Source organism: Bradyrhizobium sp. U87765 SZCCT0048 (assembly GCF_018131225.1).
In the GTDB taxonomy this organism is placed as follows: domain Bacteria; phylum Pseudomonadota; class Alphaproteobacteria; order Rhizobiales; family Xanthobacteraceae; genus Bradyrhizobium_A.
The window spans coordinates 719,175-741,311 of sequence record NZ_JAFCMM010000004.1; the positions used below are offsets into that span (position 1 = coordinate 719,175).

23 protein-coding genes and 1 tRNA gene are annotated in these 22,137 nt (G+C 66.9%); 6 read left to right on the top strand and 18 right to left on the bottom strand.

Annotation, left to right across the window (positions count from 1 at the left end):
* Positions 1 to 2 precede the first annotated feature (2 nt).
* Positions 3 to 1,670: a diguanylate cyclase domain-containing protein gene (locus tag JQ639_RS26150; protein WP_349644578.1), complete on the bottom strand. Its 1,668-nt coding sequence runs from the start codon at positions 1,668 to 1,670 to the stop codon at positions 3 to 5.
* A gap of 114 nt (positions 1,671 to 1,784) precedes the next feature.
* Here JQ639_RS26150 and JQ639_RS26155 point away from each other — a divergent pair, with 114 nt between their 5' ends.
* Positions 1,785 to 2,492 carry a YggS family pyridoxal phosphate-dependent enzyme gene (locus JQ639_RS26155; protein WP_211968660.1) on the top strand — a complete coding sequence of 236 codons (708 nt, stop codon included), beginning with the start codon at positions 1,785 to 1,787 and terminating at the stop codon, positions 2,490 to 2,492.
* Here the strand turns inward: JQ639_RS26155 and JQ639_RS26160 are convergent.
* Positions 2,479 to 3,051 (bottom strand): L,D-transpeptidase family protein, encoded by a 573-nt coding sequence (locus tag JQ639_RS26160; protein WP_211968659.1) that lies wholly within the window; start codon positions 3,049 to 3,051, stop codon positions 2,479 to 2,481. The two genes, JQ639_RS26155 and JQ639_RS26160, sit on opposite strands and share 14 nt — an antisense overlap.
* 84 nt (positions 3,052 to 3,135) lie before the next feature.
* Here JQ639_RS26160 and JQ639_RS26165 point away from each other — a divergent pair, with 84 nt between their 5' ends.
* Positions 3,136 to 3,822, top strand: coding sequence for a response regulator transcription factor (locus tag JQ639_RS26165; RefSeq protein ID WP_211968658.1), 687 nt, complete (start codon positions 3,136 to 3,138; stop codon positions 3,820 to 3,822).
* A gap of 79 nt (positions 3,823 to 3,901) precedes the next feature.
* Positions 3,902 to 4,348 carry a cyclic nucleotide-binding domain-containing protein gene (locus tag JQ639_RS26170; protein WP_211968657.1) on the top strand — a complete coding sequence of 149 codons (447 nt, stop codon included), beginning with the start codon at positions 3,902 to 3,904 and terminating at the stop codon, positions 4,346 to 4,348.
* Between the two features lie 176 nt (positions 4,349 to 4,524).
* Here the strand turns inward: JQ639_RS26170 and JQ639_RS26175 are convergent, their stop codons facing one another.
* From JQ639_RS26175 to tesB, 12 genes are all read right to left on the bottom strand, one after another.
* Positions 4,525 to 5,340 (bottom strand): exodeoxyribonuclease III, encoded by an 816-nt coding sequence (locus JQ639_RS26175; protein WP_211968656.1) that lies wholly within the window; start codon positions 5,338 to 5,340, stop codon positions 4,525 to 4,527.
* Between the two features lie 42 nt (positions 5,341 to 5,382).
* On the bottom strand, positions 5,383 to 6,111 hold the full coding sequence (locus JQ639_RS26180; RefSeq protein ID WP_249123470.1) for an outer membrane lipoprotein carrier protein LolA: 729 nt from the start codon (positions 6,109 to 6,111) through the stop codon (positions 5,383 to 5,385).
* 344 nt (positions 6,112 to 6,455) lie between these two features.
* Complete coding sequence (locus JQ639_RS26185; RefSeq protein WP_211968655.1) at positions 6,456 to 8,969, bottom strand: DNA translocase FtsK; 2,514 nt, start codon at positions 8,967 to 8,969, stop codon at positions 6,456 to 6,458.
* On the bottom strand, positions 8,966 to 10,234 hold the full coding sequence (locus JQ639_RS26190; RefSeq protein WP_211968654.1) for an aminotransferase class I/II-fold pyridoxal phosphate-dependent enzyme: 1,269 nt from the start codon (positions 10,232 to 10,234) through the stop codon (positions 8,966 to 8,968). The genes JQ639_RS26185 and JQ639_RS26190 overlap by 4 nt, the downstream gene beginning before the upstream one ends.
* A 329-nt stretch (positions 10,235 to 10,563) precedes the next feature.
* Entirely contained in the window at positions 10,564 to 12,003 is a 1,440-nt protein-coding gene (locus JQ639_RS26195) for an ammonium transporter (RefSeq protein WP_211968653.1), read from the bottom strand.
* A 34-nt stretch (positions 12,004 to 12,037) separates the two neighbouring features.
* The gene (locus JQ639_RS26200; protein ID WP_211968652.1) at positions 12,038 to 12,376 is read right to left on the bottom strand and encodes a P-II family nitrogen regulator; all 339 of its coding nucleotides are present in this window, start codon (positions 12,374 to 12,376) and stop codon (positions 12,038 to 12,040) included.
* A gap of 447 nt (positions 12,377 to 12,823) precedes the next feature.
* On the bottom strand, positions 12,824 to 13,429 hold the full coding sequence (locus JQ639_RS26205; protein ID WP_211968651.1) for an ATP-dependent Clp protease proteolytic subunit: 606 nt from the start codon (positions 13,427 to 13,429) through the stop codon (positions 12,824 to 12,826).
* A gap of 78 nt (positions 13,430 to 13,507) precedes the next feature.
* Entirely contained in the window at positions 13,508 to 13,876 is a 369-nt protein-coding gene (locus JQ639_RS26210; protein ID WP_211968650.1) for an SRPBCC family protein, read from the bottom strand.
* The gene (locus tag JQ639_RS26215) at positions 13,873 to 14,184 is read right to left on the bottom strand and encodes an ArsR/SmtB family transcription factor (RefSeq protein WP_211968649.1); all 312 of its coding nucleotides are present in this window, start codon (positions 14,182 to 14,184) and stop codon (positions 13,873 to 13,875) included. The genes JQ639_RS26210 and JQ639_RS26215 overlap by 4 nt, the downstream gene beginning before the upstream one ends.
* 103 nt (positions 14,185 to 14,287) lie before the next feature.
* Positions 14,288 to 15,664, bottom strand: a complete 1,377-nt coding sequence (locus tag JQ639_RS26220) for an ammonium transporter (protein WP_283811583.1) — start codon at positions 15,662 to 15,664, stop codon at positions 14,288 to 14,290.
* 70 nt (positions 15,665 to 15,734) lie between these two features.
* Positions 15,735 to 16,073: a P-II family nitrogen regulator gene (locus JQ639_RS26225; protein ID WP_211968648.1), complete on the bottom strand. Its 339-nt coding sequence runs from the start codon at positions 16,071 to 16,073 to the stop codon at positions 15,735 to 15,737.
* A 297-nt stretch (positions 16,074 to 16,370) separates the two neighbouring features.
* Positions 16,371 to 17,234: an acyl-CoA thioesterase II gene (gene tesB, locus JQ639_RS26230; RefSeq protein WP_211968647.1), complete on the bottom strand. Its 864-nt coding sequence runs from the start codon at positions 17,232 to 17,234 to the stop codon at positions 16,371 to 16,373.
* Positions 17,235 to 17,397: 163 nt separating this feature from the next.
* On the opposite strand from tesB, the gene JQ639_RS26235 reads away from it, so the two are divergent.
* Positions 17,398 to 18,618, top strand: a complete 1,221-nt coding sequence (locus JQ639_RS26235) for a ubiquinone biosynthesis hydroxylase (protein ID WP_211968646.1) — start codon at positions 17,398 to 17,400, stop codon at positions 18,616 to 18,618.
* Between the two features lie 60 nt (positions 18,619 to 18,678).
* On the opposite strand, the gene JQ639_RS26240 is transcribed toward JQ639_RS26235, so the two are convergent.
* On the bottom strand, positions 18,679 to 18,873 hold the full coding sequence (locus JQ639_RS26240; RefSeq protein WP_211968645.1) for a Trm112 family protein: 195 nt from the start codon (positions 18,871 to 18,873) through the stop codon (positions 18,679 to 18,681).
* A gap of 77 nt (positions 18,874 to 18,950) precedes the next feature.
* Positions 18,951 to 19,493: a TetR/AcrR family transcriptional regulator gene (locus JQ639_RS26245; protein WP_211968644.1), complete on the bottom strand. Its 543-nt coding sequence runs from the start codon at positions 19,491 to 19,493 to the stop codon at positions 18,951 to 18,953.
* A gap of 135 nt (positions 19,494 to 19,628) precedes the next feature.
* On the opposite strand from JQ639_RS26245, the gene JQ639_RS26250 reads away from it, so the two are divergent.
* Positions 19,629 to 19,979 (top strand): hypothetical protein, encoded by a 351-nt coding sequence (locus JQ639_RS26250; protein WP_211969051.1) that lies wholly within the window; start codon positions 19,629 to 19,631, stop codon positions 19,977 to 19,979.
* A gap of 16 nt (positions 19,980 to 19,995) precedes the next feature.
* On the opposite strand, the gene JQ639_RS26255 is transcribed toward JQ639_RS26250, so the two are convergent.
* Complete coding sequence (locus JQ639_RS26255) at positions 19,996 to 20,670, bottom strand: LON peptidase substrate-binding domain-containing protein (RefSeq protein ID WP_211968643.1); 675 nt, start codon at positions 20,668 to 20,670, stop codon at positions 19,996 to 19,998.
* Positions 20,671 to 20,754: 84 nt separating this feature from the next.
* Positions 20,755 to 21,672, bottom strand: coding sequence for a thioredoxin (gene trxA / locus JQ639_RS26260; RefSeq protein ID WP_211968642.1), 918 nt, complete (start codon positions 21,670 to 21,672; stop codon positions 20,755 to 20,757).
* Positions 21,673 to 21,969: 297 nt separating this feature from the next.
* Between trxA and JQ639_RS26265 the strand changes: the two genes are divergently transcribed.
* Positions 21,970 to 22,044, top strand: a tRNA-Gly gene (locus tag JQ639_RS26265).
* Positions 22,045 to 22,137: the final 93 nt, after the last annotated feature.

Genomic DNA, 22,137 nt, shown 5'->3' on the forward strand with positions numbered 1-22,137 from the left:
CCTCAGCCGACCATCGATACCGCCGGGGCGCCGGGCCGGGCCAGGCCATGCTCGACCACCTGGTTGCGGCCCTGGCGCTTGGCGGCGTAGAGGGCGGCGTCGGCGGCTTCGATCAGCTCGGCAGGGAGCTGTTCGGCGTTCGGGGTCACCATGCAGACGCCGACACTGACGGTCACGTGGCCGTGTTCGCTCATGATGTGCGGAATCGACAGGCCAGCCACCGCCTCGCGGATGATTTCGCCGACCTCGACCGCCCGGGCGCCATCGACGCCCGGCAGCACCAGGCAGAATTCCTCGCCGCCATAGCGGGCCGCAAAACCCTGGGTCTCGTTGGCGATGCGGGCGAGGGTCTCGCCGACCCGGCCGAGGCAGGCGTCGCCCTCGGGATGGCCGTAGCTGTCGTTGAACAGCTTGAAGTGGTCAACGTCGATCATCATCAGCGCCAGCCGGCCGTCGACCTGCTGCATCTTCAGCCATTCGAATTCGAGGCGGCTCTGGAAGCCGCGGCGATTGGCGAGGCCCGACACCATGTCGACCGAGGCCATCACCGTAAGGCGGTCGTTATTGGCAATGAGGTCGCGCTCGCGTTCGGCGAGCTGCGCGGCCATGCCGTTGAAGGCGCTGGCGAGCGGCTTGAACTCGGCGGGCAGGGTATCGGCGGTGGCGCGCGCCGACAGGTCGCCCCGGCCGAAGCGATTGGCCATGCTGGTCATGGTGCGGATCGGCCGGATGATGAACTGCTCGCCGACCAGCCAGGCGCCGAGCAGCGCCAACAGGCTGATGAAGGCGAGCTGGACGTAAGCCTTCTGGATGTCGCGGTTGATCGGCGCCAGCATCGCGTCGTGATCGATGGTGACCAGCAGCCGCGCGTCGGTGCCGGACAGGCGCACGAATGTGATGAACTTCCTGACGCCGTTGACCATGACCGACGTCGAGCCGACATCGGTGCCCTCGACGGCCTGCGGCTCGATGCCCTTGTACGGCCGTCCGGCGATGTCCTGGCCGTTCGGCTGTGCGGCAAGCACGGTGCCCTTGCCGTCGATCAGCACGGCTTCGACGCCGGGGCGCTCGCCGAGGTTTGACATCAGCCTAGCCATCCAGTCGACATTGAGGCCGGCGATAATCACCGACGGTTCGCCGCCTTCGACCGCCGAGGTCGGATAGTTCGCCAGCAGCAGCGGCTTGCCGTTGAGCCGGCTCGGAATGAGGTCGCTGAGCACGAAACCGTGCGTCTCCAGCGTCTTCTGGTAGTAGGGCCGGTCGGTGATATCGAGGCCGACATAGGTCGGCGCCGTCGAGCAGGTGATGCGGCCATTGGGGCCGACCACCGACAGGCTGGTGATCCATGGCATCTCGACCCGCAGGCTGGCGCGCAGGATCGCGCAGCTGCGTCCGGTCTGCTCGGAGGCGACATGGATGTAGGCGGTCGAACGCAGCATCGCCTCGACCGAGGAAATCACCTCGCGCTGGGCCGCTGCATTGTGACGGGCAAGCTTGACCAGTTCGTCGGTCGCCGCGGTGAACTGGTTGCTGCGGGCGTTCTCCAGCACCATCACGCGGTCCAGCATCAGCGGGACCACGAGAATCAGCGCTAGGATCACGAGGCGCGCGCGAATGCCGAGCAGCGCCTTCAGCCTTGACGTCGCGCTGCCGAGATGACTACCAGACACCAGCGTTCTCCCCCTTGCCCCGTGGCGCAGCTATACGGCGGGGGAACTCAAAATCGCTTTCCAACTTTCGCTAAAATTTGAGCTACCTTCAAAATTCAAGAAACGATTGACGTCATGGCCGGCCCGGACCCGCAAACCTTAACCGCTTCTTCACCAAGCGGCCTCGCCATCGTCGAGCGCGAGATCGCGCTCGCGTGCCGCGACGCCGGTCGCGAACGCGCCTCGGTCACGCTGATCGCCGTCTCCAAGACCTTCGACGCCCCCGATATCGCGCCGGTGATTGCCGCGGGTCAGCGCGTGTTCGGCGAGAATCGCGTGCAGGAAGCCAGGACGAAGTGGCCGCCGCTCACCGCGGCGCAGCCCGACATCGCGCTGCATCTCATCGGTCCACTGCAATCGAACAAGGCGAAGGAAGCGGTCGCGCTGTTCGACGCGATCCATTCGGTCGACCGGCCGAGCCTGTGTGAGGCGCTCGCAAAGGAAATCGACAGGCAGGCGCGCCAGCCGCAGCTGTTCGTGCAGCTCAATACCGGCGAGGAGCCGCAGAAGGCCGGCATCGCGCCGCAGGACGCCGACGATTTCATCGCGCGCTGCCGCACCGTCTACGGCCTGTCGATCGCGGGCCTGATGTGCATTCCGCCGGTGGAGGATGCGCCGGGGCCGCATTTCGCGCTGACCGCGAAGATCGCCGCACGCAACGGCCTGAAGCTGCTGTCGATGGGCATGAGCGCGGATTTCGCGGTCGCGATCCAGTTCGGCGCCACCCATGTACGGGTCGGCTCCGCGATCTTCGGCCACCGGCCGCCGCTCACTGCCCGATAGCGATTCGCGTTCGCGGGCCGAGGCGCGCGAGCAGCCGCAGCAGCGCGGCCTGCGTCATCGCCACGCATCCGGCCGTCGGGCCGAAGTTCGGCCGCGCCAGATGCAGGAACACGGCACTGCCGCGCCCGGCCACCCGTGGACGGGTGTTGTGGTCGATCTCGACGATGAAATCATAGAGGTGGTCCGCGCGCCGCAGGTGGTCGCCCGGGGCGTCCACTGCGCGGCGGACCGCCTGGTTGTAGTGGCGGCTGCGCGGGTCCTCGTCCCAGGCGTCGGTCGGCGTGATCGCCCGGACCGGCAGGAAGGTTTTCGGGCGCGGATGGCGGTCTGCCCGGTACCACAGCCGCAGCGGGCGGAAGACGCCGCGGGGGGTCCCGCCGTCGCCCTCGCGCTTGTCGGCCCTGATTCCGCCACGGCCGAGGGCCACAGGAATGACCTGCCCGTCGACCCTGAGCCAGCCCCGGTTCGGATGACCTGCGGCGGCGCGCACGGCGACCACGGCCACTGGCCGATCACGCTTCGGTGTTCGATAAGTGATTGGAAAATCGTGTGTTCCCATGCGAGCCGATAACTCTACCTTGCACTTTGGGCGGCACATGCTCTATTCCGGCAGCAAGCCCGCCAACTCGAAGGATTGGACGCAATGGCGAATGCCCGCAAGATCCTGATCGTTGATGACGACACCGATCTCCGCGAGGCGTTGGTGGAGCAACTGTCGCTGCACGAGGAATTCGAAGCCTCGGCGGTCGATACCGGCGCCAAGGGCGCCCAGGCCGCCAAGGCCAACACCCCCGATCTCGTGCTGATGGATGTCGGCCTGCCGGACACCGACGGGCGCGAGGTGGTGCGCAGCCTGCGCAAGGGTGGCTTCAAGTCGCCGATCATCATGCTCACCGGCCACGATACCGATTCGGACACCATCCTGGGTCTGGAATCCGGCGCCAACGACTACGTGGTCAAGCCGTTCCGCTTCGCGGTGCTGCTGGCGCGCATCCGTGCTCAGTTGCGCCAGCACGAGGCCAGCGAGGATGCGGTTTTCTCGGTCGGCCCCTACAGCTTCCGGCCCGGCTCCAAGATGCTGACCGCCACCAACGGCAAGAAGGTGCGTCTCACCGAGAAGGAAACCGCGATCCTGCGGTTTCTGTACCGGGCCGGCCAGCAGCCGGTGTCGCGCGAGACCCTGCTGCAGGAGGTCTGGGGCTACAATTCCGGTGTCACCACGCACACGCTGGAAACGCACATCTACCGGCTGCGCCAGAAGATCGAGCGCGATGCCGCCACCCCCGAGATCCTGGTGACGGAATCGGGCGGCTACAAGCTGGTGCCGTGATACGATTCGGAGCATGATTCGCTCCGCCGGCCGCGGCCTCCGGCCTGGACCGGCGTGAGCTCCGATCGCACGGTCCTGGATGTCGATTGACGATGATGTTGCCCTGTTCGAGCGGGTCCCGACGCTGCGGTTGTTGGGGCGCGAAGCGCTGCGCAATCTCGCCTTCGGCTCCGAACAGCGCGATGTCGCGCGCAACGAGATTCTGTTTCGCGTCGGCGATACCGCCGATGCAGGTTTCGTGGTGCAGAGCGGCGCGTTCCGGGTCAGCGCCGAGGACGGCAGCCAGCATGAGCTGATCGCCGGGCCCGGCGCGCTGATCGGCGAGCTGGCGCTGATCGTGCCGATGCAGCGGCCATCGACCGTCACCGCGGTCGAGAGTTCGTCGGCGATCCGGATTTCCCGAAGTCTGTTCCAGCGCGTGCTCGAGGCGCATCCCGATGCGGCGTTGCGCCTGCGCGATGAGATCGCCGGGCGCACCAGCCAGTTCGCCAGCGACATCCTGCTGATCAGCGGCAAGCTGAGCTGACGGCGGCGCCATCGCGGGGAGGGTCCGACCAGGACGCTCGAGCATGACGATGTGAGGCTTGATCGATGTGATCCGTCGCCCCGAGCTGCAGCGCAGTCGCCGCTCATCCTTCGAGGCCCGGCGTTGCGGCGCGCCTCAGGATAACGGATTGAATTTCAGCCCGAACCCACCACGCTTCAGACGTCGAGCGTCGTGCTCACCGGCACATGGTCGGACGGCCGCTCCCAGCCGCGCGCATCGCGGGTGATCGAGAAATCCAGGACCCGGTCGCCGAGGGCAGGCGACACCCAGATGTGGTCGAGCCGCCGTCCGCGGTTCGAGGCGACCCAGTCGGCGGCGCGATAGCTCCACCACGTGTAGATCTTTTCCGACATCGCGATGCGCTGCCGCGCGACGTCGATCCATTGTCCGCGCGCCTGCACGCCGAGCAGCTTCTCGCATTCGATCGGGGTGTGCGACACCACATCGAGCAGCTGCCGATGCGACCACACGTCATGCTCATGGGGCGCGACGTTGAGATCGCCGACCAGAACATGACGATCGGTCGCGGTCGGATGCAGCGGATCGCACGCCTGCATTTCGTCGAGAAACGCCAGCTTGTGGGCGAACTTCTCGTTCTGCGCCGGATCCGGAATGTCGCCGCCGGACGGAACGTAGAAGTTGTTCACGGTGAGCGGCGTCGCAAGGCCGGCGGCAGCGCCGAACGTCACCGCGACATGGCGGGCGTCGGGCTTGCCGCAGAAGCTGCGGGCATCACGCGACTCGAACGGCAGCCGTGAGACGATGGCGACGCCGTGGTAGCCCTTCTGGCCGTTGAGGGCGATATGCTCGTAGCCGAGGCGCTTGAGGCGTTTCAGCGGGAAGGCATCGTCCGGGCACTTGGTTTCCTGCAGACACAGCACATCGGGCCGCACCGCCTTGATGAACTTCGCCACCAGCTCGATGCGCAGACGCACCGAGTTGATGTTCCAGGTGGTGAGCGTCAGACGCATGGGCGGTGGGAAAGATGAAGGCGGGCGGCGACCAGTCGGCCGCTATTGCGGATTGCGGTACTGATCGATCGCATAGTCGATCTTGAAGATGCCGGGATCGATCTTCCTGATGCTGTCGATATTGTAGATCGCGATCGTGGTGTCGTAGCCCTGCGGATCGGTGATGGTCCACTGCTTGAGCTGGTTGTCCTTGGCGCCGAGCATCAGCATCAGGCGGCTGGTGCCGACCAGCGGCTGCTTCTCCTCGATGGTGACGCTGACGAACATGTCGTCGGCGCTGACGCCGACCACATTGGTGTCCTTCATCAGGTCGATGCGGTCGGACAGCAGGAAGCGCAGCGGCGTCTGCGACAGTGGATAGAGATCCTGTGTCGCGAGCTTGGTGTCGCGCACCACCACCGACGAGCCGTCGGCGATGATCGCGATCTTGCTCGGCGGATCGTATTCGAAGCGCACCTTGCCCGGCTTCTGGATGTAGAACGTGCCGGTGGAGCGCGTGCCGTCCGGGCCGACCTGCACGAAGTTGCCCGACAGGTTCTGCAGCGAGGACAGATAGCTGCTGATCTTCGCCGCCTGTGCGCGCTGGTTGGCGTCGAACGTGGTGAAGATGCTGGACACCGCGCGATTGCGCGGATCCGGAATCACCGGATCGGGCGGCGTCGCCGCGGCTGCGGCTGCCGGCGCGGCCGGTGTCACGGAGCGCACGGTCGATGCGACGCCGCCGTCGCGCGTCTTCGGCGCGGGCTTGGGCAGAGGGATCGCCTGGGCCATCGCGGCCGGCACCAGCACCGCCGCGAGCAGGGCGATGGTGACGCCGGTCGCGGCGCAACGCAGACGCGTGCCGCGCGCCGGTGCCGAGGAGGCCGATGGTCGATCTGCAATCATGCTCAATGGTCTGATCCGTCCGGTGCGGCGTGGGTCCGGCAAAGTCGAATCCGGCGTGCGTGAAAGAGCAGTTCCCTCGAACGGGGCGCAAGCGAGCCGAGGGCCGGTAGACTAGCGGTTTTCCAAGCCGGCGCTAGCCCAAAGCTGTGGCGATTTCGCGACCCCGTACCGAAGGCGGTTTGTGGAAATGACATGACTGCGAATGACATGACTGCGATGGTCACCACGGCTTAGTAGCGCTCTTCTTCCTCGCCCACCAGAATCTCGCGTTTGCCGGCGTGGTTCGCAGGACCGACGATGCCTTCCTGCTCCATGCGCTCCATCAGCGAGGCGGCGCGGTTGTAGCCGATCTGCAGCCGGCGCTGGATGTAGCTGGTCGAGGCCTTGCGGTCGCGCTTGACGATCTGGACCGCCTGCGCAAACAGGTCGTTGCCCTCGCCGCCACCCATGCCGGTGGCATCGAACACCGCGCTGTCTTCTTCGCTTTCTTCCTCGGTGGTGACCGCTTCGAGATATTCCGGCGCGCCCTGGGTCTTGAGATGGCGCACCACCTTCTCGACCTCGTCGTCGGAGACGAACGGTCCGTGCACGCGGCTGATGCGGCCGCCACCGGCCATGTAGAGCATGTCGCCCTGTCCGAGCAGCTGCTCGGCGCCCATCTCGCCGAGAATGGTGCGGCTGTCGATCTTCGACGTCACCTGGAAGGAAATGCGGGTCGGGAAGTTGGCCTTGATGGTGCCGGTGATGACGTCGACCGACGGACGCTGCGTCGCCAGGATGACATGCAGGCCCGCGGCGCGCGCCATCTGGGCGAGGCGTTGCACCGCGCCTTCGATGTCCTTGCCGGCGACCATCATCAGGTCGGCCATCTCGTCGACGATGATGACGATGTAGGGCAGCGGATCGAGGTTGAGCTTCTCTTCCTCGTAGATCGCCTTGCCGGTTTCCTTGTCGAAGCCGGTGTGCACCGTGCGTGTCAGCTCCTCGCCATTGGCGCGGGCCTCGGCGAGGCGCACATTGTAGCCGTCGATGTTGCGGACACCGAGCTTGGCCATGTTCTTGTAGCGCTGCTCCATCTCGCGCACGGCCCACTTCAGCGCCACCACCGCCTTCTTCGGATCGGTGACGACGGGCGTCAGCAGGTGCGGGATGCCGTCATAGACCGACAGTTCCAGCATCTTGGGATCGACCATGATCAGGCGGCACTGGTCGGGCCGGAGGCGGTAGACCAGGCTGAGGATCATGGTGTTGATCGCCACTGACTTGCCCGAGCCGGTGGTGCCGGCGATCAGCAGGTGGGGCATGCGGGCGAGGTCGACGACGATCGGCTCGCCGCCGATATTCTTGCCAAGGCACAGCGGCAGCTTGGCGGTCGATTCGGCGCCTTCCTTGGTCGACAGCATCTCGCGGAAGTAGACCTTCTCGCGGTGCTCGTTCGGCAGCTCAATGCCGATGGCGTTGCGGCCGGGCACGACGGCGACGCGCGCCGACAGCGCGCTCATCGAGCGGGCGATGTCGTCGGCGAGGCCGATGACCCGCGACGACTTGATGCCCGGCGCGGGCTCCAGTTCGTACAGCGTGACCACCGGGCCAGGTCGGGCGTTGGTGATCTCGCCGCGCACGCCGAAGTCCTGCAGCACGCCTTCCAGCGCCTTGGAATTCTGTTCGAGTTCAGCCTTGCTGAGCGGCTTGCGGTCGCCAGCCTTGGGTGCGGCGAGCACCGACAGCGGCGGCAGCGTGAAGGTCAGGGCTTTCTTCGCCGGTGCCGGCGCGGCCTTCGCGGCGCGCTTGCGCGGCGCGGGAGCGACAGGCTCCTCGTCCTCTTCTTCCTCCTCGTCCTCCACATCGACGTCCTCGGGGGCGTCGTCGCGAGACGCGGCGGCGTAGTGCTCCTCGTCCTCGTCGTCGTCGTGCCGGGGCGCGATCGACGGGCTCCGGCGGTCGCCGAGCCGCGGTTCGCGGCGCTCCAGCGGCGCGACGCGCTTGGTCTCGCGGCTGGCGACCAGCAGGCCATAGCCGAGCCGCAGCGCGCGCCACAGCTGTGCCTTGAGGCTCAGGAGGCCGTGCACCAGCCAGCCCAGCGAGACCGAGCGGCGGTCCTCGTCCTCGTCGATCGGCAGATCGTCGTCTTCGTCCGCCGCGGCGGCGCGCGGGTCGGCAATACTCTCCTGGGCGCCGAGGCCGCAGGCGAACAGGAAGGTCACGACCATGGCGACGAACAGGATGCCGCCGAGAATGGCGCGATAGACGAAGCCGGGCGGTCCGAAGATGACTGCGGGCGCACGCACCAGTGCGTCGCCGACCACGCCACCGAGGCCGGTCGGCAGCGGCCAGGACACCGAGCGCGGCCAGCAGCTGCAGAAGCCGGCGGCAATCGTCGCGCTCAGGATCCAGCTGGCGATGCGCAGCGCCTCGCGATCGAAATGGCGGTGGGTCATCATGCGCCAGCCCCACACCGCGATCGGCAGCACGATCATGATGGCGCCGAGCCCCATGATCTGCATCAGCAGGTCGGCGCCGATGGCGCCGGGGAAGCCGATGATGTTGTGAATCTTGCCGGCGGTGGCGTGGCTGAGGCTCGGGTCCTGCACCGACCAGGTGATCAGCGCGGCGGCCATGATGCCAGCGAGGCCGACGAGGCCAAGGCCAGTGAGTTCGCGCAGGCGGCGAACCACCATCTCGCGCAACGGATCGGGAAGCTGGCCGACCAGCGGAATGACGCGCTCGATCGCCGGCATGCTCATCGCGCCTCCTGCGCGCCGTGATGCGCGCCTTCGTGCGGAGCGTCACGCGGACCTGCGCCGTCCAGAACGGCCACGATCCGGTGCAGCGCCTCCGCGGTGACGTCGCTCTCCTGCACCAGCGCGACACGGATATAGCCGGCGCCGGGGTTGCTGCCATCAGCCTGCCGCCGCGCCAGATAGCTGCCGGGAATGACCCGCACGCCGGCGTCCTTGAACAGCTTCACCGTGACGGCTTCGTCACCACCATGGGCGGAGACGTCCAGCCACAGGCAGAACCCCCCGGCCGGGCGCCGGTAACCGAACCGCGATCCGAGGATCTGGTCGGCCAGATCGAACTTGAGGCGATAGCGTGCGCGGTTGTCCTCGACATGGGCCTCGTCGCCATAGGCCGCGATGGCGACATGCTGCAGCGGCACCGGCACGGTGGGCGCGGCGACGTTGCGCAGCTCATGCATGCGCGCCAGGAACGCCCTGTCGCCGGCGGCGAAGCCGACCCGCATGCCCGGCAGGTTGGAGCGCTTGGAGAGCGACTGGAACACGGCGACGTTGCCGAAGTCCGGGCCGGCATGTTCCAGGATGCTGCCTGGCGCCGTCTGTGTGTAGATCTCCGAGTAGCATTCGTCGCTCAGCACCACGAAGCCGTGCCGGTCGGCGAGCGCCTTGAGCCGCCTGAAATAGGCCGGCGAGGCGACCGCGCCCTGCGGATTGGCCGGCGAGGCGAGGAAGAATGCCGCGGTGCGCGCCAGCGTCGCCTCGTCGATGGCGTCGAGGTCGGGCAGGAAGCCGTTGTCGGGCGTGGTCGGCAGCAGCACGCGCTCGCAGCCCGCGGCGTCCGTGCCGGCGGCGTAGGCCGGGTAGAACGGGTTGGGCAGCAGGATCGCCGGCCTGCCGGCGCGGGGGGCGACATGGCGGGCGGCGGCGATGGCGGCGAAGAACAGGCCCTCGCGGCTGCCGCTCAGCACCAGCACCTCGCTGTCGGGGTCGACCGGGCGTGGCAGGGTGAAACGGCGGCCAAGCCAGTCGGCGGCGGCCTTGCGAAACGGTTCGATGCCCTTGGCGGCGGGATAGCGGCCGAATTCGGTGGCGTGGGCGGTCAGCACCGGGCCGACGAAGGCGGGTACGGGGTGCTGCGGCTCGCCGAGCGACAGGTTGATGAGGGGCTTGCCCGGCTCAAGTCCCTTCAGCAGGTCGGTCAGCCGCGCGAACGGCGAGCGCTCGCTGTCCTGGCTGCCTGGCGCCGGGGAGGGAGAAGCGGGTGTAACCATCTTGAAACGCCAGCACTTTTGATCTGTCGATCGCACCGTGAGATCGAGCGGGACCGGATCAGATCACCATAGATGCGGCGAGGTTAAGACGCGATTAACCATCGGCCAGGGCGGCGGCTGCGGTGCTGAAAGTTCGCAGCGGGCCTCCCGGAAAAGGTGAAGGGCCCCGGCTTGCGCCGGGGCCCTTCGTACGGACGGGGCATTGCCGGGTTTATGCCCCAACCGTGTCCCTCAGAGCGCGTTTGTGAACGCGCTCTGAATTTTTACTTGCCGCATTTTCTTCACGCGAACCGGTATCCACTTCGCTCGAAAACGCGCTGCCGAGTGCCTCACATGTTGTAGGCGCGCTCGGTGTGCTCGGTGACGTCGAGGCCTTCGCGCTCCTTCTCGACATTGACGCGGAGCCCGACGATGACATCGACCACCTTGTAGAGGATCGCCGAGCCGATGCCCGACCACACCAGCGTGGTGGCCACGGCCTTGCACTGCGCGATCATCTGGGTGGTGAAGTCGTAGTCGCCGATCTTGCCGGCGACGTAGTCCATCACGCCGGTGCCGCCGAGCGCCGGGTTGACCAGGATGCCGGTGCCGAGCGCGCCGACGATGCCGCCGATGCAGTGCACGCCGAACACGTCGAGCGAGTCGTCGTAGCCGAGCGCGTTCTTGATCACGGTGCAGAAGAACAGGCAGACCACACCGACGACGAGACCGAGGACGATGGCGCCCATCGGACCGGAGAAGCCGGCCGCCGGGGTGACCGCGACGAGGCCCGCCACCGCGCCGGACAGCGCGCCGAGGAGCGAGGGGTGACCCTTGATGATCCACTCCGCGAACATCCACGACAGCGCCGCAGCGGCGGTGGCGAGGAAGGAGTTGGTCATCGCGAGAGCCGCACCGCCGTTGGCCTCGAGGTTGGAGCCGGCGTTGAAGCCGAACCAGCCGACCCACAGCAGCGACGCGCCGATCATGGTCATGGTCAGCGAGTGCGGCGCCATCAGCTCCTTGCCGTAGCCGGTGCGCTTGCCGATCAGCAGGGCGCCGACGAGACCGGCGATGCCGGCGTTGATGTGCACCACGGTGCCGCCCGCGAAGTCGAGCGCGCCCCACAGGTAGACCTGGCCGGCGTCCGCCATGACTTCGTCAAGCTTGGCCTGCGCCGCCGCCTTGGCATCGGGAGCCGCCGCAGCCAGCGCCTTCGCCGCATCGACGATGGCGTCCGGGCCGGCCCAGTACCAGACCATGTGGGCGATCGGGAAGTAGATCAGCGTCACCCACAGCGGGATGAACAGCGCGATCGCCGCGAACTTCATGCGTTCGGCGAAGGCGCCGACGATGAGGGCCGGGGTGATCGCCGCGAAGGTCATCTGGAAGCAGAAGTAGATCAGCTCCGAGATGTTGGCGCCGGCGGTGAAGGTCGCCGCCATCGAGTCGGGCGTGATGCCCATCATGAAGGCCTTGGAGAAGCCGCCGATGTAGGGCGAGCCGCCGGTGAAGGCGAGGCTGTAGCCATAGAGGGCCCACAGCACGCAGACGACGCACACGGTGTAGAACACCTGCGCCAGAACCGAGAGCATGTTCTTGGAGCGGACGAGGCCGCCATAGAACAGTGCGAGACCGGGAATGGTCATCAGCAGGACGAGGACCGTCGAGGTCATCATCCAGGCGTTGTCGCCCTTGTTGACCGTGGGCTCGGCGTGGGCGGCGGTCGCGGCGAGAACGCCGATGGCAAGAGCTGCCAACCCCGCGCCGGTGGGACGCTTGAACGTCATATGTCGTACTCCTGAGTGAATGAAAAACGCGAAATCAAAGGGCGGCGGCGTCGGACTCGCCGGTGCGGATGCGGACGGCGTGCTCGAGGCTCATGACGAAGATCTTGCCGTCGCCGATCTGGCCGGTCTTGGCGGCGCCGGTGATGGCCTCGATGGTCTTGTCGACCTGGTCGGATGCGACCGCGACCTCGAGCTTGATCTTCGGCAGGAAGCTCACGGCGTATTCGGCGCCGCGGTAGATCTCGGTATGGCCCTTCTGGCGGCCATAGCCCTTGACTTCAGTGACCGTCAGTCCGTGAACGCCGATGGCGGTCAAGGCATCACGGACCTCTTCCAATTTGAATGGCTTGATAATGGCCATGACAATTTTCATGGGTTCAGTTCCCCGCTTGGGCCCGGCCGTGATCGACCGGGCTGTCTCGACTGAAGGTCACCACGCGAAGGACGAGCATTCCCCACGGGCCAGCCGGGACCCATAGAATCAAATGCCGTGCCAACCGGGCGGTGCGGGCTAACGGTCTCTGAATCCGGACGTTTTCCTGCGGCAGTGCAAAACGGGGGCGGCGTGCCAAACTGTCGCGCCCAAAACTTAGCCAGGGCGGCTCAAGACGTGAGCAAAACAGATAATCGACACAATTGTGCTCATCCGGTCAGCACTCAAAACCAGGGCGCGCGTCGACGCATCGCTGCGCGCAGCACGCGAAATGCTGCGGTTGAAGACAAAGAGATCAGTTAAAACAGTGCGATAGTTCAATCGCGTGGTCGCACCGGGGATGGCGCGGCCGTTGGCGGGTGCAGCGAAGGCCTGCCTGCGATCGCGTCAGGCGGCGAGATCGCGGGCGGAAACGATGCGGTCGATCAGGCCGAAGGCGAGCGCCTGTTCGGCCGTCATGAAATGATCGCGGTCGAGGGTGCGCTCGACCTCCTCATAGCTGCGGCCGCAGTGCTCGGCATAGAGGCGGGTGATGCGGTGCTTGGTCTGCCGGATCTCCTCGGCATGGATCAGGATGTCGGAGGCCTGTCCCTGAAAGCCGCCGAGGGGTTGGTGGACGTGAAGGCTGGCGTTGGGCAGCGCTGCGCGCTGGCCGCGTGCACCCGCCATCAGCAGGAACGAGCCCATCGAGCGCGCCGTGCCCATGCACAGCGTATGTACCGGCGCCTTGATGAACTGCATGGTGTCGTACATCGCAAGGCCCGAGGTGATCACCCCGCCATAGGAGTTGATGTAGAGGTTGATCGGCTTGTGGGGGTTGTCGGCTTCCAGCAGCAGGAGCTGCGCGCAGACGAGGCCGGCCTGCGCATCGTTGACCTCGCCATTGAGGAAGATGATGCGTTCGCGCAGCAGGCGCGAGTAGATGTCGAACGCGCGTTCGCCGCGGCTCGACTGTTCGACGACCATGGGGACGAGCTGCATCATGTCGCGCATCGGCGACCTCCTTTCAGCGATGAAGGCGGGTATTTTGGCGTTAGGCCGTTTGAGCAAGACCAGCGATCGTCTCGCCGCTCAGGCGGCGCGCATCAGAACGTCGTTGCTGTTGGCGCCGTGCAGCGCCTGCGCGGCGTGGTGCTGCGTGATGCCGAGTTCGTGGATGATGTGGACGCGCGTGCCGCCTGCCGGTGTCGGGGTCAGGCGAAAGGTGACCACGCTCTCACCAAACGGCGGCCGTGGATCGCGCATGCGGTAGCGCACTTCCTCGCCGTCGACGGTGGTGTCGGGTTCGGCCGTCGCAAGATCGGCATCGGGGAGCCAGCGCTCGCGCAGCGCCGGGATGGTGACCGCGCGCCAGACCTTTTCGGGCGGCGCCTCGAACTCATAGTCCAGCTCCAGCCTGTCGTGCTCGGGGGTGCGGTCCGCAGTCGCCGGCTCGGTCATTGGTCCATGTCCTTCAGCAGGGTCCGGAGCGCGTCCATCCGCTGCGGCCAGTACGCGCGGTAGCGGGCGAGCCAGCTGCCGATATGGGCGATGCCGTCGGGGTCGACCTCGTAATTGACGAAGCGGCCCTGGCGCTCCTCGCGCACGAGCCCGGCGGCGCGCAGCACCGCGAGATGCTGTGACATGGCCGGCTGGCTGATGGGCATGCCCTCGCGCAGGGCGCTGGCGTTCTGGCCGCCGTCGGCGAGTTTTTCGAAGATTGCCCGTCGGGTCGGGTCGGCCAATGCCTTGAAGATGTCGTTCTCCATGAACGACACATAAGCATATACTTATCTGGATCGCAAGCCCTGTCGCCGGGGGGCGAGAGGGGCGCGCGCCGCATCGGCCGGAAGACCGCGCGGCGCGGCCGGGTTACTGCAGCGCCTCGCCGTGCTGGGTGATGTCGAGGCCTTCCAGCTCCTGGTCCCTGGTGACGCGCAGCGGCACCATGACGTCGACGATCTTGAGCAGCACGAAGGTGACGCCGCCGGTCCAGACGAAGGTGACGGCGACGCCGTAGAGCTGGCTGAGAATCAGTTTGCCGTTGCCTTCGATCAGGCCGGACGAGCCACCGATCGCCGAGGTGGCGAACACGCCGACCAGCAGCGTGCCGATCAGGCCGCCGATGCCATGGATGCCGAACACGTCGAGCGAGTCGTCGTAGTTGAAGCGGTGCTTGAGGCTGGTGCACGCCCAGAAGCAGACCGCGCCGGCGATGATGCCGATGACGATGCCGTGCCATGGCGCGACAAAGCCCGACGCCGGCGTAATCGTGCCGAGACCGGCGACCGCGCCGGAGATCATGCCGAGCACCGACGGCTTGCGGCGGGTCAGCCATTCGATCGCGGTCCAGGTCAGCGCGCCGGCGCAGGCGGCGAGATGGGTCGCGAAGATCGCCATCACCGCGCGCGAGCCGGCCTCGAGCGCCGAGCCGCCGTTGAAGCCGAACCAGCCGACCCACAGCAGGCCGGTGCCGATGATCGCCAGCGACAGATCATGCGGCGCGAGGTTCTCGGTGCCGTAGCCGCGGCGGTTGCCCATCACCAGGGCTGCGACAAGGCCGGCCGTGCCGGCACTGAGATGCACGACAAGACCCCCGGCAAAGTCGAGCGTTCCGGCTGCGGCGAGGAAGCCGCCGCCCCAGATCCAGTGGGCGAGCGGCACATAGACCAGCGTGAACCAGCAGATCGAGAACACGACATAGGCGGAGAATCGCAGCCGGTCGGCGACGGCGCCGGCGACGAGCGCCACGGTGATCACCGCGAAGGTCATCTGGTAAAGCGCAAACAGCGCCTCGGGAATCGTTTTCGCCAGCGGGTTGACGCTGGTCATCTCGAGGCCGGCGAGCAGCCCGCGGTCGAGCGTGCCGATCCAGTCACCGTTGCCGACGAAAGCGAGGCTGTAGCCGTAGACCACCCACAGGATCGAGATCAGCGCCACTGCGGCCAGGCTCTGCGCCATGGTGGCGAGCACGTTCTTCTTGCGCACCATGCCGGAGTAGAACAGCGCGAGGCCGGGAATGGTCATCATCAGCACGAGAGCGGTGGCGATGATCATCCACGCGGTGTCGACGGCGCTGATGGCGCTCGTCGCGGGCTGCGCCAGCGCCGGCGTTGCGCCGGCGACCGCCAGCAGCGCGCCGGTGGCGACACCCTGGACGATGACTTGAGAGCTGACTTGAGAAATGCGCGCGCGCGGCTGCGCCGCGAAGACAGCCGCGCGCAATGCGCGGCGAGACGTGGCCGTCATGGATGATCCCCAGCAGGCAATAATGAAGGCGCGCGCGGCGTTGGGCGCGCCCGGGCAGGACGTTATGGCGTCAGAGCGCGTCGGCGTCGGTCTCGCCGGTGCGGATGCGCCGCGCGTGGTCGATCGGCGTGACGAAAATCTTGCCGTCGCCGATCTGTCCGGTGCGCGCGCCGGTGGTGATGACGTCCACCGCCTTGTCCGCGAGCTCCGAGGAGACCGCGATTTCGATGCGGAGCTTGGGCAGGAAGTTCACCACATACTCCGCGCCCCGATAGATTTCGGTATGGCCCTTCTGGCGGCCATAACCCTTCACCTCGGTCACCGTCATGCCGTGGACGCCGATGGCGGTCAGCGCCTGGCGCACTTCGTCGAGCTTGAACGGTTTGATGATCGCAACAACAAGTTTCATAGTCCCCGGCCTTCCCAGCTCTCTCACGCGCCCTGATTGGTTCGCTGCCAGGCTCCGCTGACAGCCAGCGCCCGGGCCTTACGGGATCGCGCGCCCATGTCATGGGTGTGACATCCCGCGACGACGCCCCCGCGCCTGCCGACGCGGGCGGCACGGACGCAGGAAATAAGCAGGTTTGCTGCCTGCGATAAAGGCTGTCGGCAAAATATTACGGCAATTCCGGACGCTCTGCCCATCCGGCCGGCAGCCGTCCGGGGCGTCCGGTCGGCCGGGGCGCGGGTCGCAGGGGGCGGCCGGTCAGCTCTTGCGTTCGCGGATCGAGCCTTCCTGCGCCACCGAGGCCACCAGCGTGCCGTCGGGTTTGAAGATCAGCCCGCGGGTCAGGCCGCGGCCGCTCTGGGCGCTCGGCGAATCCTGGCTGTAGAGCAGCCATTCGTCGGCGCGGAACGGGCGGTGAAACCACATGGCGTGGTCGAGGCTCGCCGGCATCATGCGCTTGTCGAACAAGGTTCGGCCATAACGCGCCATTGCCGCGTCGAGCAGCGAGAAATCCGAGGCATAGGCGAGGGCGCACATATGCAGCGCCGGATCGTCCGGCAGCTTGGCGGCGGTGCGGATCCAGACATGGATACGGCCGTCGTCGATCTTCTGGCCGAAATAGCGCCCGAGCTCGACCGGACGCAGTTCGATCGGCCGGTCGGATTCATAGTAGCGGCGGATGAATTCCGGCATCTCCCGGAACATCGGCTGCTTTGCGACTTCCTCGGCGGTGAGCTTTTCCGGCGGCGGCACGTCCGGCATCACTTCGGAATGATTAAAAGAGCTGTCCTCGTCGACATGGAACGAGACCATGATGGAGAAGATGGCCTGGCCGTGCTGGATGGCGGTGACACGCCGCGTGCTGTAGCTCTTGCCGTCGCGCAGCCGCTCGACCTCGTAGATGATCGGAATCTGCGGATCGCCCGGCAGGATGAAATAGCAGTGCAACGAATGCGGCATGCGGCCTTCGACGGTACGGCAGGCCGCTACCATCGCCTGGCCGATAACCTGGCCGCCGAACACCCGCTGCCAGCTGGTCTTGGGGCTGAGGCCGCGGAACAGGTTCACTTCCAGCGGCTCGATGTCGAGAATCGAGATCAGGTCAATCAGGCTTTTCGACATGGCGTGTCTCGGTCCTCGGTTTCGCCGGGCTGGGCGCCGCGATTTTGAACATTTCCGGGTGCACGGAATTGCTGATAGAACAACAGCATCCGCCGTGTTCCAGGCGCGGGACTATGTTGCCCAAGCGTGCGTGCGTGGCAAGAGCGAGTATGGGAAGACGACCATGTCCACGCAACGAGGTATCGTCATCGGCGGCGGCGCATTCGCAGGGCTCGCCCTGGCGCTGGCGCTGCGCCAGGGGCTCGGCGACGACACGCCGATCATCGTCGCCGATCCGGCGCTGGCGACGCGGCCGTCCCGCGATCCGCGCGCTTCGGCGATCGTGGCCGCCTGCCGCCGCCTGTTCGAGGCGCTGGAGGTGTGGGGCGCGGTCGAGGGCGACGCCCAGCCGATTCTCGACATGGTGGTCACCGACAGCCAGCTCGCCGACGCGACGCGGCCGGTGTTCCTCACCTTCGCCGGCGAGGTCGCTCCCGGCGAGCCGTTCGCGCACATGGTCGAGAACCGCCATCTCATCAATGCGCTGGTGACCCGCGCGGAGGCCTCCGGCATCACGCTGCGTCCGACCGCGGTGACGAGCTATGACGCGCGCACCGATGGCATCGCCGTGCGGCTCGCCGATGGCACGCCGATCGAGGCGAGCCTGCTGGTTGCGGCCGACGGCGCACGCTCGAAGCTGCGCGAGCGCGCCGGGATCGCCACCCACGGCTGGGACTACGACCAGTCGGGCATTGTCGTCACCGTCGGCCACGAGCGCGATCATGAAGGCCGCGCCGAGGAGCACTTCCTGCCGGCGGGACCGTTTGCGATCCTGCCGCTCAAGGACCAGCGTTCGTCGCTGGTGTGGACCGAGAAGCGGCGCGAGGCGGCGCGCATCGTGGCGCTGCCTGCCGACGAATTCCAGCAGGAGCTGGAAACACGCTTTGGCCTCAAGCTCGGCGAGGTCCGTGCGCTCGACACGCCGCGCGCCTTTCCGCTGGGATATTTCGTCGCCCGCTCGTTCGTCGCGCCGCGGCTCGCGCTGGTCGGCGATGCCGCGCATGTCATTCATCCGATCGCGGGGCAGGGCCTCAACATGGGCCTCAAGGACATTGCCGCGCTCGCCGAGTGCGTCGTCGATGCGGCGCGGCTCGGGCTCGATTTCGGGCAGGCCGACGTGCTCGAGCGCTATCAGCGCTGGCGGCGGTTCGACACCATGGCGATGGGCGTCGCCACCAATACGCTGAACGCGCTGTTCTCCAACGAATCGACGCTGCTGCGTACAGTGCGCGATATCGGCCTCGGCATCGTCGATCGCCTGCCGCCGCTCAAGAGCGCCTTCATCCGCCAGGCGGCCGGGCTGTCCGGCGAGGTGCCGCGTCTGCTGCGCGGCGAGGCGCTGTAGCGCGCTTGCGCGCGAAGGGCGCGCCGGTTCGCTCGAGCAAACGCGAACCGGTCTGCCGCCTCAGTCGAGCTTGCGCGCTTCTTCGGGCAGCATGATCGGAATGCCGTCGCGGATCGGATAGGCGAGCCTGGCGGTGCGCGAGACCAGTTCCTGCCGTTCCGCGTCGTATTCCAGCGGCCCCTTGGTCAGCGGGCACACCAGGATCTCGAGCAGTTTGGGGTCGACGGCGTCCGGGCGCTCGGTCGGGGCGGTCATGGCTGGCTCCGGCATGAGGATCGAAAGGCTGGCTCCTGCTAGCATACCTCGATGGCGAATGGATATCGCCGTGCCGTTCAGCCGCGCACGCCGGCCATTCGCACGAGTTCGTCGACCAGCGCGGCCGGCCTGTCCGAAGGCGCGGTTCTGTCCGACAGGGCGAAGCCGAGAAAGGTCCAGTACAGGATCTGGGCGCGCGCCGGCGCGGCCGCGGCGGGCACGCCACCGGCGGTGAGCAGGCCCTCGACATAGGCGAGGCGGCGGCGATCCACCGCCTGCACCGTGCGTCGCGCCGCGGCATCGTGGGTGGCCCAGCTGCGCACGGCCGCTTCGAGGGCCGGTCTCGCCGCGAACACGCGCCGCAGCAGACGGTGCAGCGGCAGCTCTTCCGGCGGCGCCTGTTCGACGTCGGCGATGATGTTGTCGAGCGCGACCTCGCGCCAGCGCCCGAGCACCGCGGCGTGGTAGGCGGCGATGTCGGCGAAGTGCCAGTAGAAACTGCCGCGCGATACGCCCATCGTCTTCGCAAGCGGCTCGGCCTTCAGTGCGGTGAAGCCGTCTCGTGCCAGCGTACGCAAGCCCTGGTCGAGCCAGTCCTGCGCCGAGAGCTGATCCGCCATGGTTCCGTGTCCTGTCCGTCGTGCGGGTGTTTCAAACGCCCGATGCGTCGACCATACACTCCTGTATTGACAGGGGCCAGCCGCAAGCGCATCGTCACCATACATAGCTGTATGGTGACGATGATGGGCATGACGATGCATGATGTGATGCTGCAGGCCGCCGGCGTGATCGCGATCGCCACCGCGATCGCTCATGGCGTGCTCGGCGAAACCATGGTGTTTGCCAATGCCACCATCGAGCCGCGGCGGCTGCGCACGCTGATCCGTCTGGTCTGGCAATGCAGCACGGTGGCGTGGCTCGCCGGCGGCGTGCTGCTGATCGCGGCGCCACTGGTGGCGCCGGAGCCGGCGCGGCAGTGGATCGTCGTGGTCGTCGCGGCGATGTATGCGTTCGGCGCGCTCGCCAACGCCTATGCGACACGGGGGCGGCATCCCGGCTGGATGGCGCTGGCGGTGGTGATCGGGCTCGCGGCGGCCGGCGCCTGACGGCCGGCCGGCGGCATTACTGCAGCGGCGGGTCGCCGGAGGTCTTCTTCTTGGCGAGGTCCATCTCGGTCACGGCGATCAGGATCTCGGCGCGGGTCTTGAGATCGCGTGCCTCGAGCAGGGCCTGCTTCTCGGCCGCGCCATAGGGCGACATCATCGCCAGTGCGTTGACCAGCGCCTCGTTGGGCGCATTGTCGATGCCGTCCCAGTCGACCTTGAGCTGGTTGGCCTTGAGGAAGGCACGCAGCGCGGTCAGCAGCGCATCGCGATCGACATCGTCCTCGCCCTTGCGCGCGGTGAAGTCGTCGACGAACGGCTGATAGTCGACGCGGCAGCGCCGGTAGGGGGTGGTGACCGCGATTTCCTCGACGACCCTGAAGCGCGACACGCCGGTCAGTTCGAGGATGTAGCGGCCGTCGCCGGCCTCGGCGAGCTGGGTGATGCGGCCGACGCAGCCGACCTGGAAAAGCACCGGGCGGTCGGCATTGTGCGAATGGGCGACATCCGGCTGGATCATGCCGATCAGGCGATGGCCTTCGCGCAGCGCATCGTCGACCATCGCGAGATAGCGAGGCTCGAAGATGTTGAGCGGCATCTGGCCGCGCGGCAGCAGCAGCGCCCCGGTCAGGGGAAACACCGGAATGATGGCCGGCAGGTCCGCGGGTCCGCGATATTCGACATTGATCGGCATGCGTTCAGTCCCGGGCGGAAGTGGTGTCTGATTCGGGAGCGGCGGTGGGGGCGACGGCCATGGCCGCGCCCCTTGATCCGGCGGTCACGAGAACAGAATCGATGACAGGCGGCGGCGGCCCTCGGTGGTGGCCTCGTCGGTCGGTCCCCACGCCTCGAACAGCTGCACCAGTTGCTTGCGCGCGCCGTCGTCGTTCCATTTGCGATCGCGGCGCACGATCTCCAGCAGGTGATCGGTCGCCTCGGCGCGCTTGCCGGCGGCGTTCAGCGCGTTGGCGAGGTCGAAGCGCGCCTGAGTGTCCTTGGGATCGGCGGCGACCTTCTGTTCGAGCTCAGCGATCGGCCCGAGCGACTTGGCCTGCTCGGCAAGATCGAGCACCGCCTGCACCGCTTTCACTGCCGGATCGTTCCGCTTGGATTCCGGCACCATGGCCAGCGTCTGGGCGGCCTGGTCGATGGCACCGGTCTCGGCATAGCAGCGCGCAAGGCCGGCCAGCGCAACGATGCTTTCCGGGTCCTCGCCGAGGACCTGGGCATAGATCGCGGCGGCAGTCGCCGGATCGCCGGCGGCGAGGGTCTCCTCGGCCTCCTTGAGCAGATCGGCGGTGTCGCCAGTCGGCGGCAGGTTCTTGGTCAGGCGGTCGATGAAGGTGTTGATCTGGCTTTCCGGCACCGCGCCCATGAAGCCGTCGGCGGGCTGGCCGTTGACGAAGGCGATCACCGCCGGAATGGACTGGATGCCCATCTGGCCGGGGATCGCCGGGTGCTCGTCGATGTTCATCTTGACCAGCTTGACCTTGCCTTTGGCGGCGCGGACCGCCTTTTCCAGGATCGGCGTCAGCTGCTTGCATGGGCCACACCACGGCGCCCAGAAGTCGATCAGCACCGGTTGGCGGCGCGACTCCTCGATGACGTCCTTCATGAACGTCTGGGTGGTGGTGTCCTTGATGAGATTGGCTGATGGCGGCGGGGTGTCGCCGTTTCCCTGCTCGATTATTGTCACGTGGTCCTCGCCTGGCGCCCGTTGGCCGTCCCGATGCCCCTCGCATTGTCGGGAGGAGGCCGATCCTATCACGGCCCCGGGGATAAATGGCGGCAAAGGCCGGTATTTTCAATTGCCTGGAACCGGCGCGAATCGCCGCTGCCGCGGCGATTTACCGGCGGTTGCGGGGCGAAACGTCGCAAAACCGTTCGTTAAGCGTCATCGTCGTTTTAAATGCGCCCAGCCTGTTGCATTCCCCGGCGGCATTTGGCATAGGACTGCCCACCAGCGCCCCGGCAGGGCGCTGATATCTCGGATGCGGGTGTAGCTCAGGGGTAGAGCACAACCTTGCCAAGGTTGGGGTCGAGGGTTCGAATCCCTTCGCCCGCTCCAGATGTCTCAGGCAGCGATTTCACGGACAACATCGACAAACCGGCCATCCTGCGTTTGCGGGCTGTGATCACGCGCCGGGCCGTTGTCGCCTAC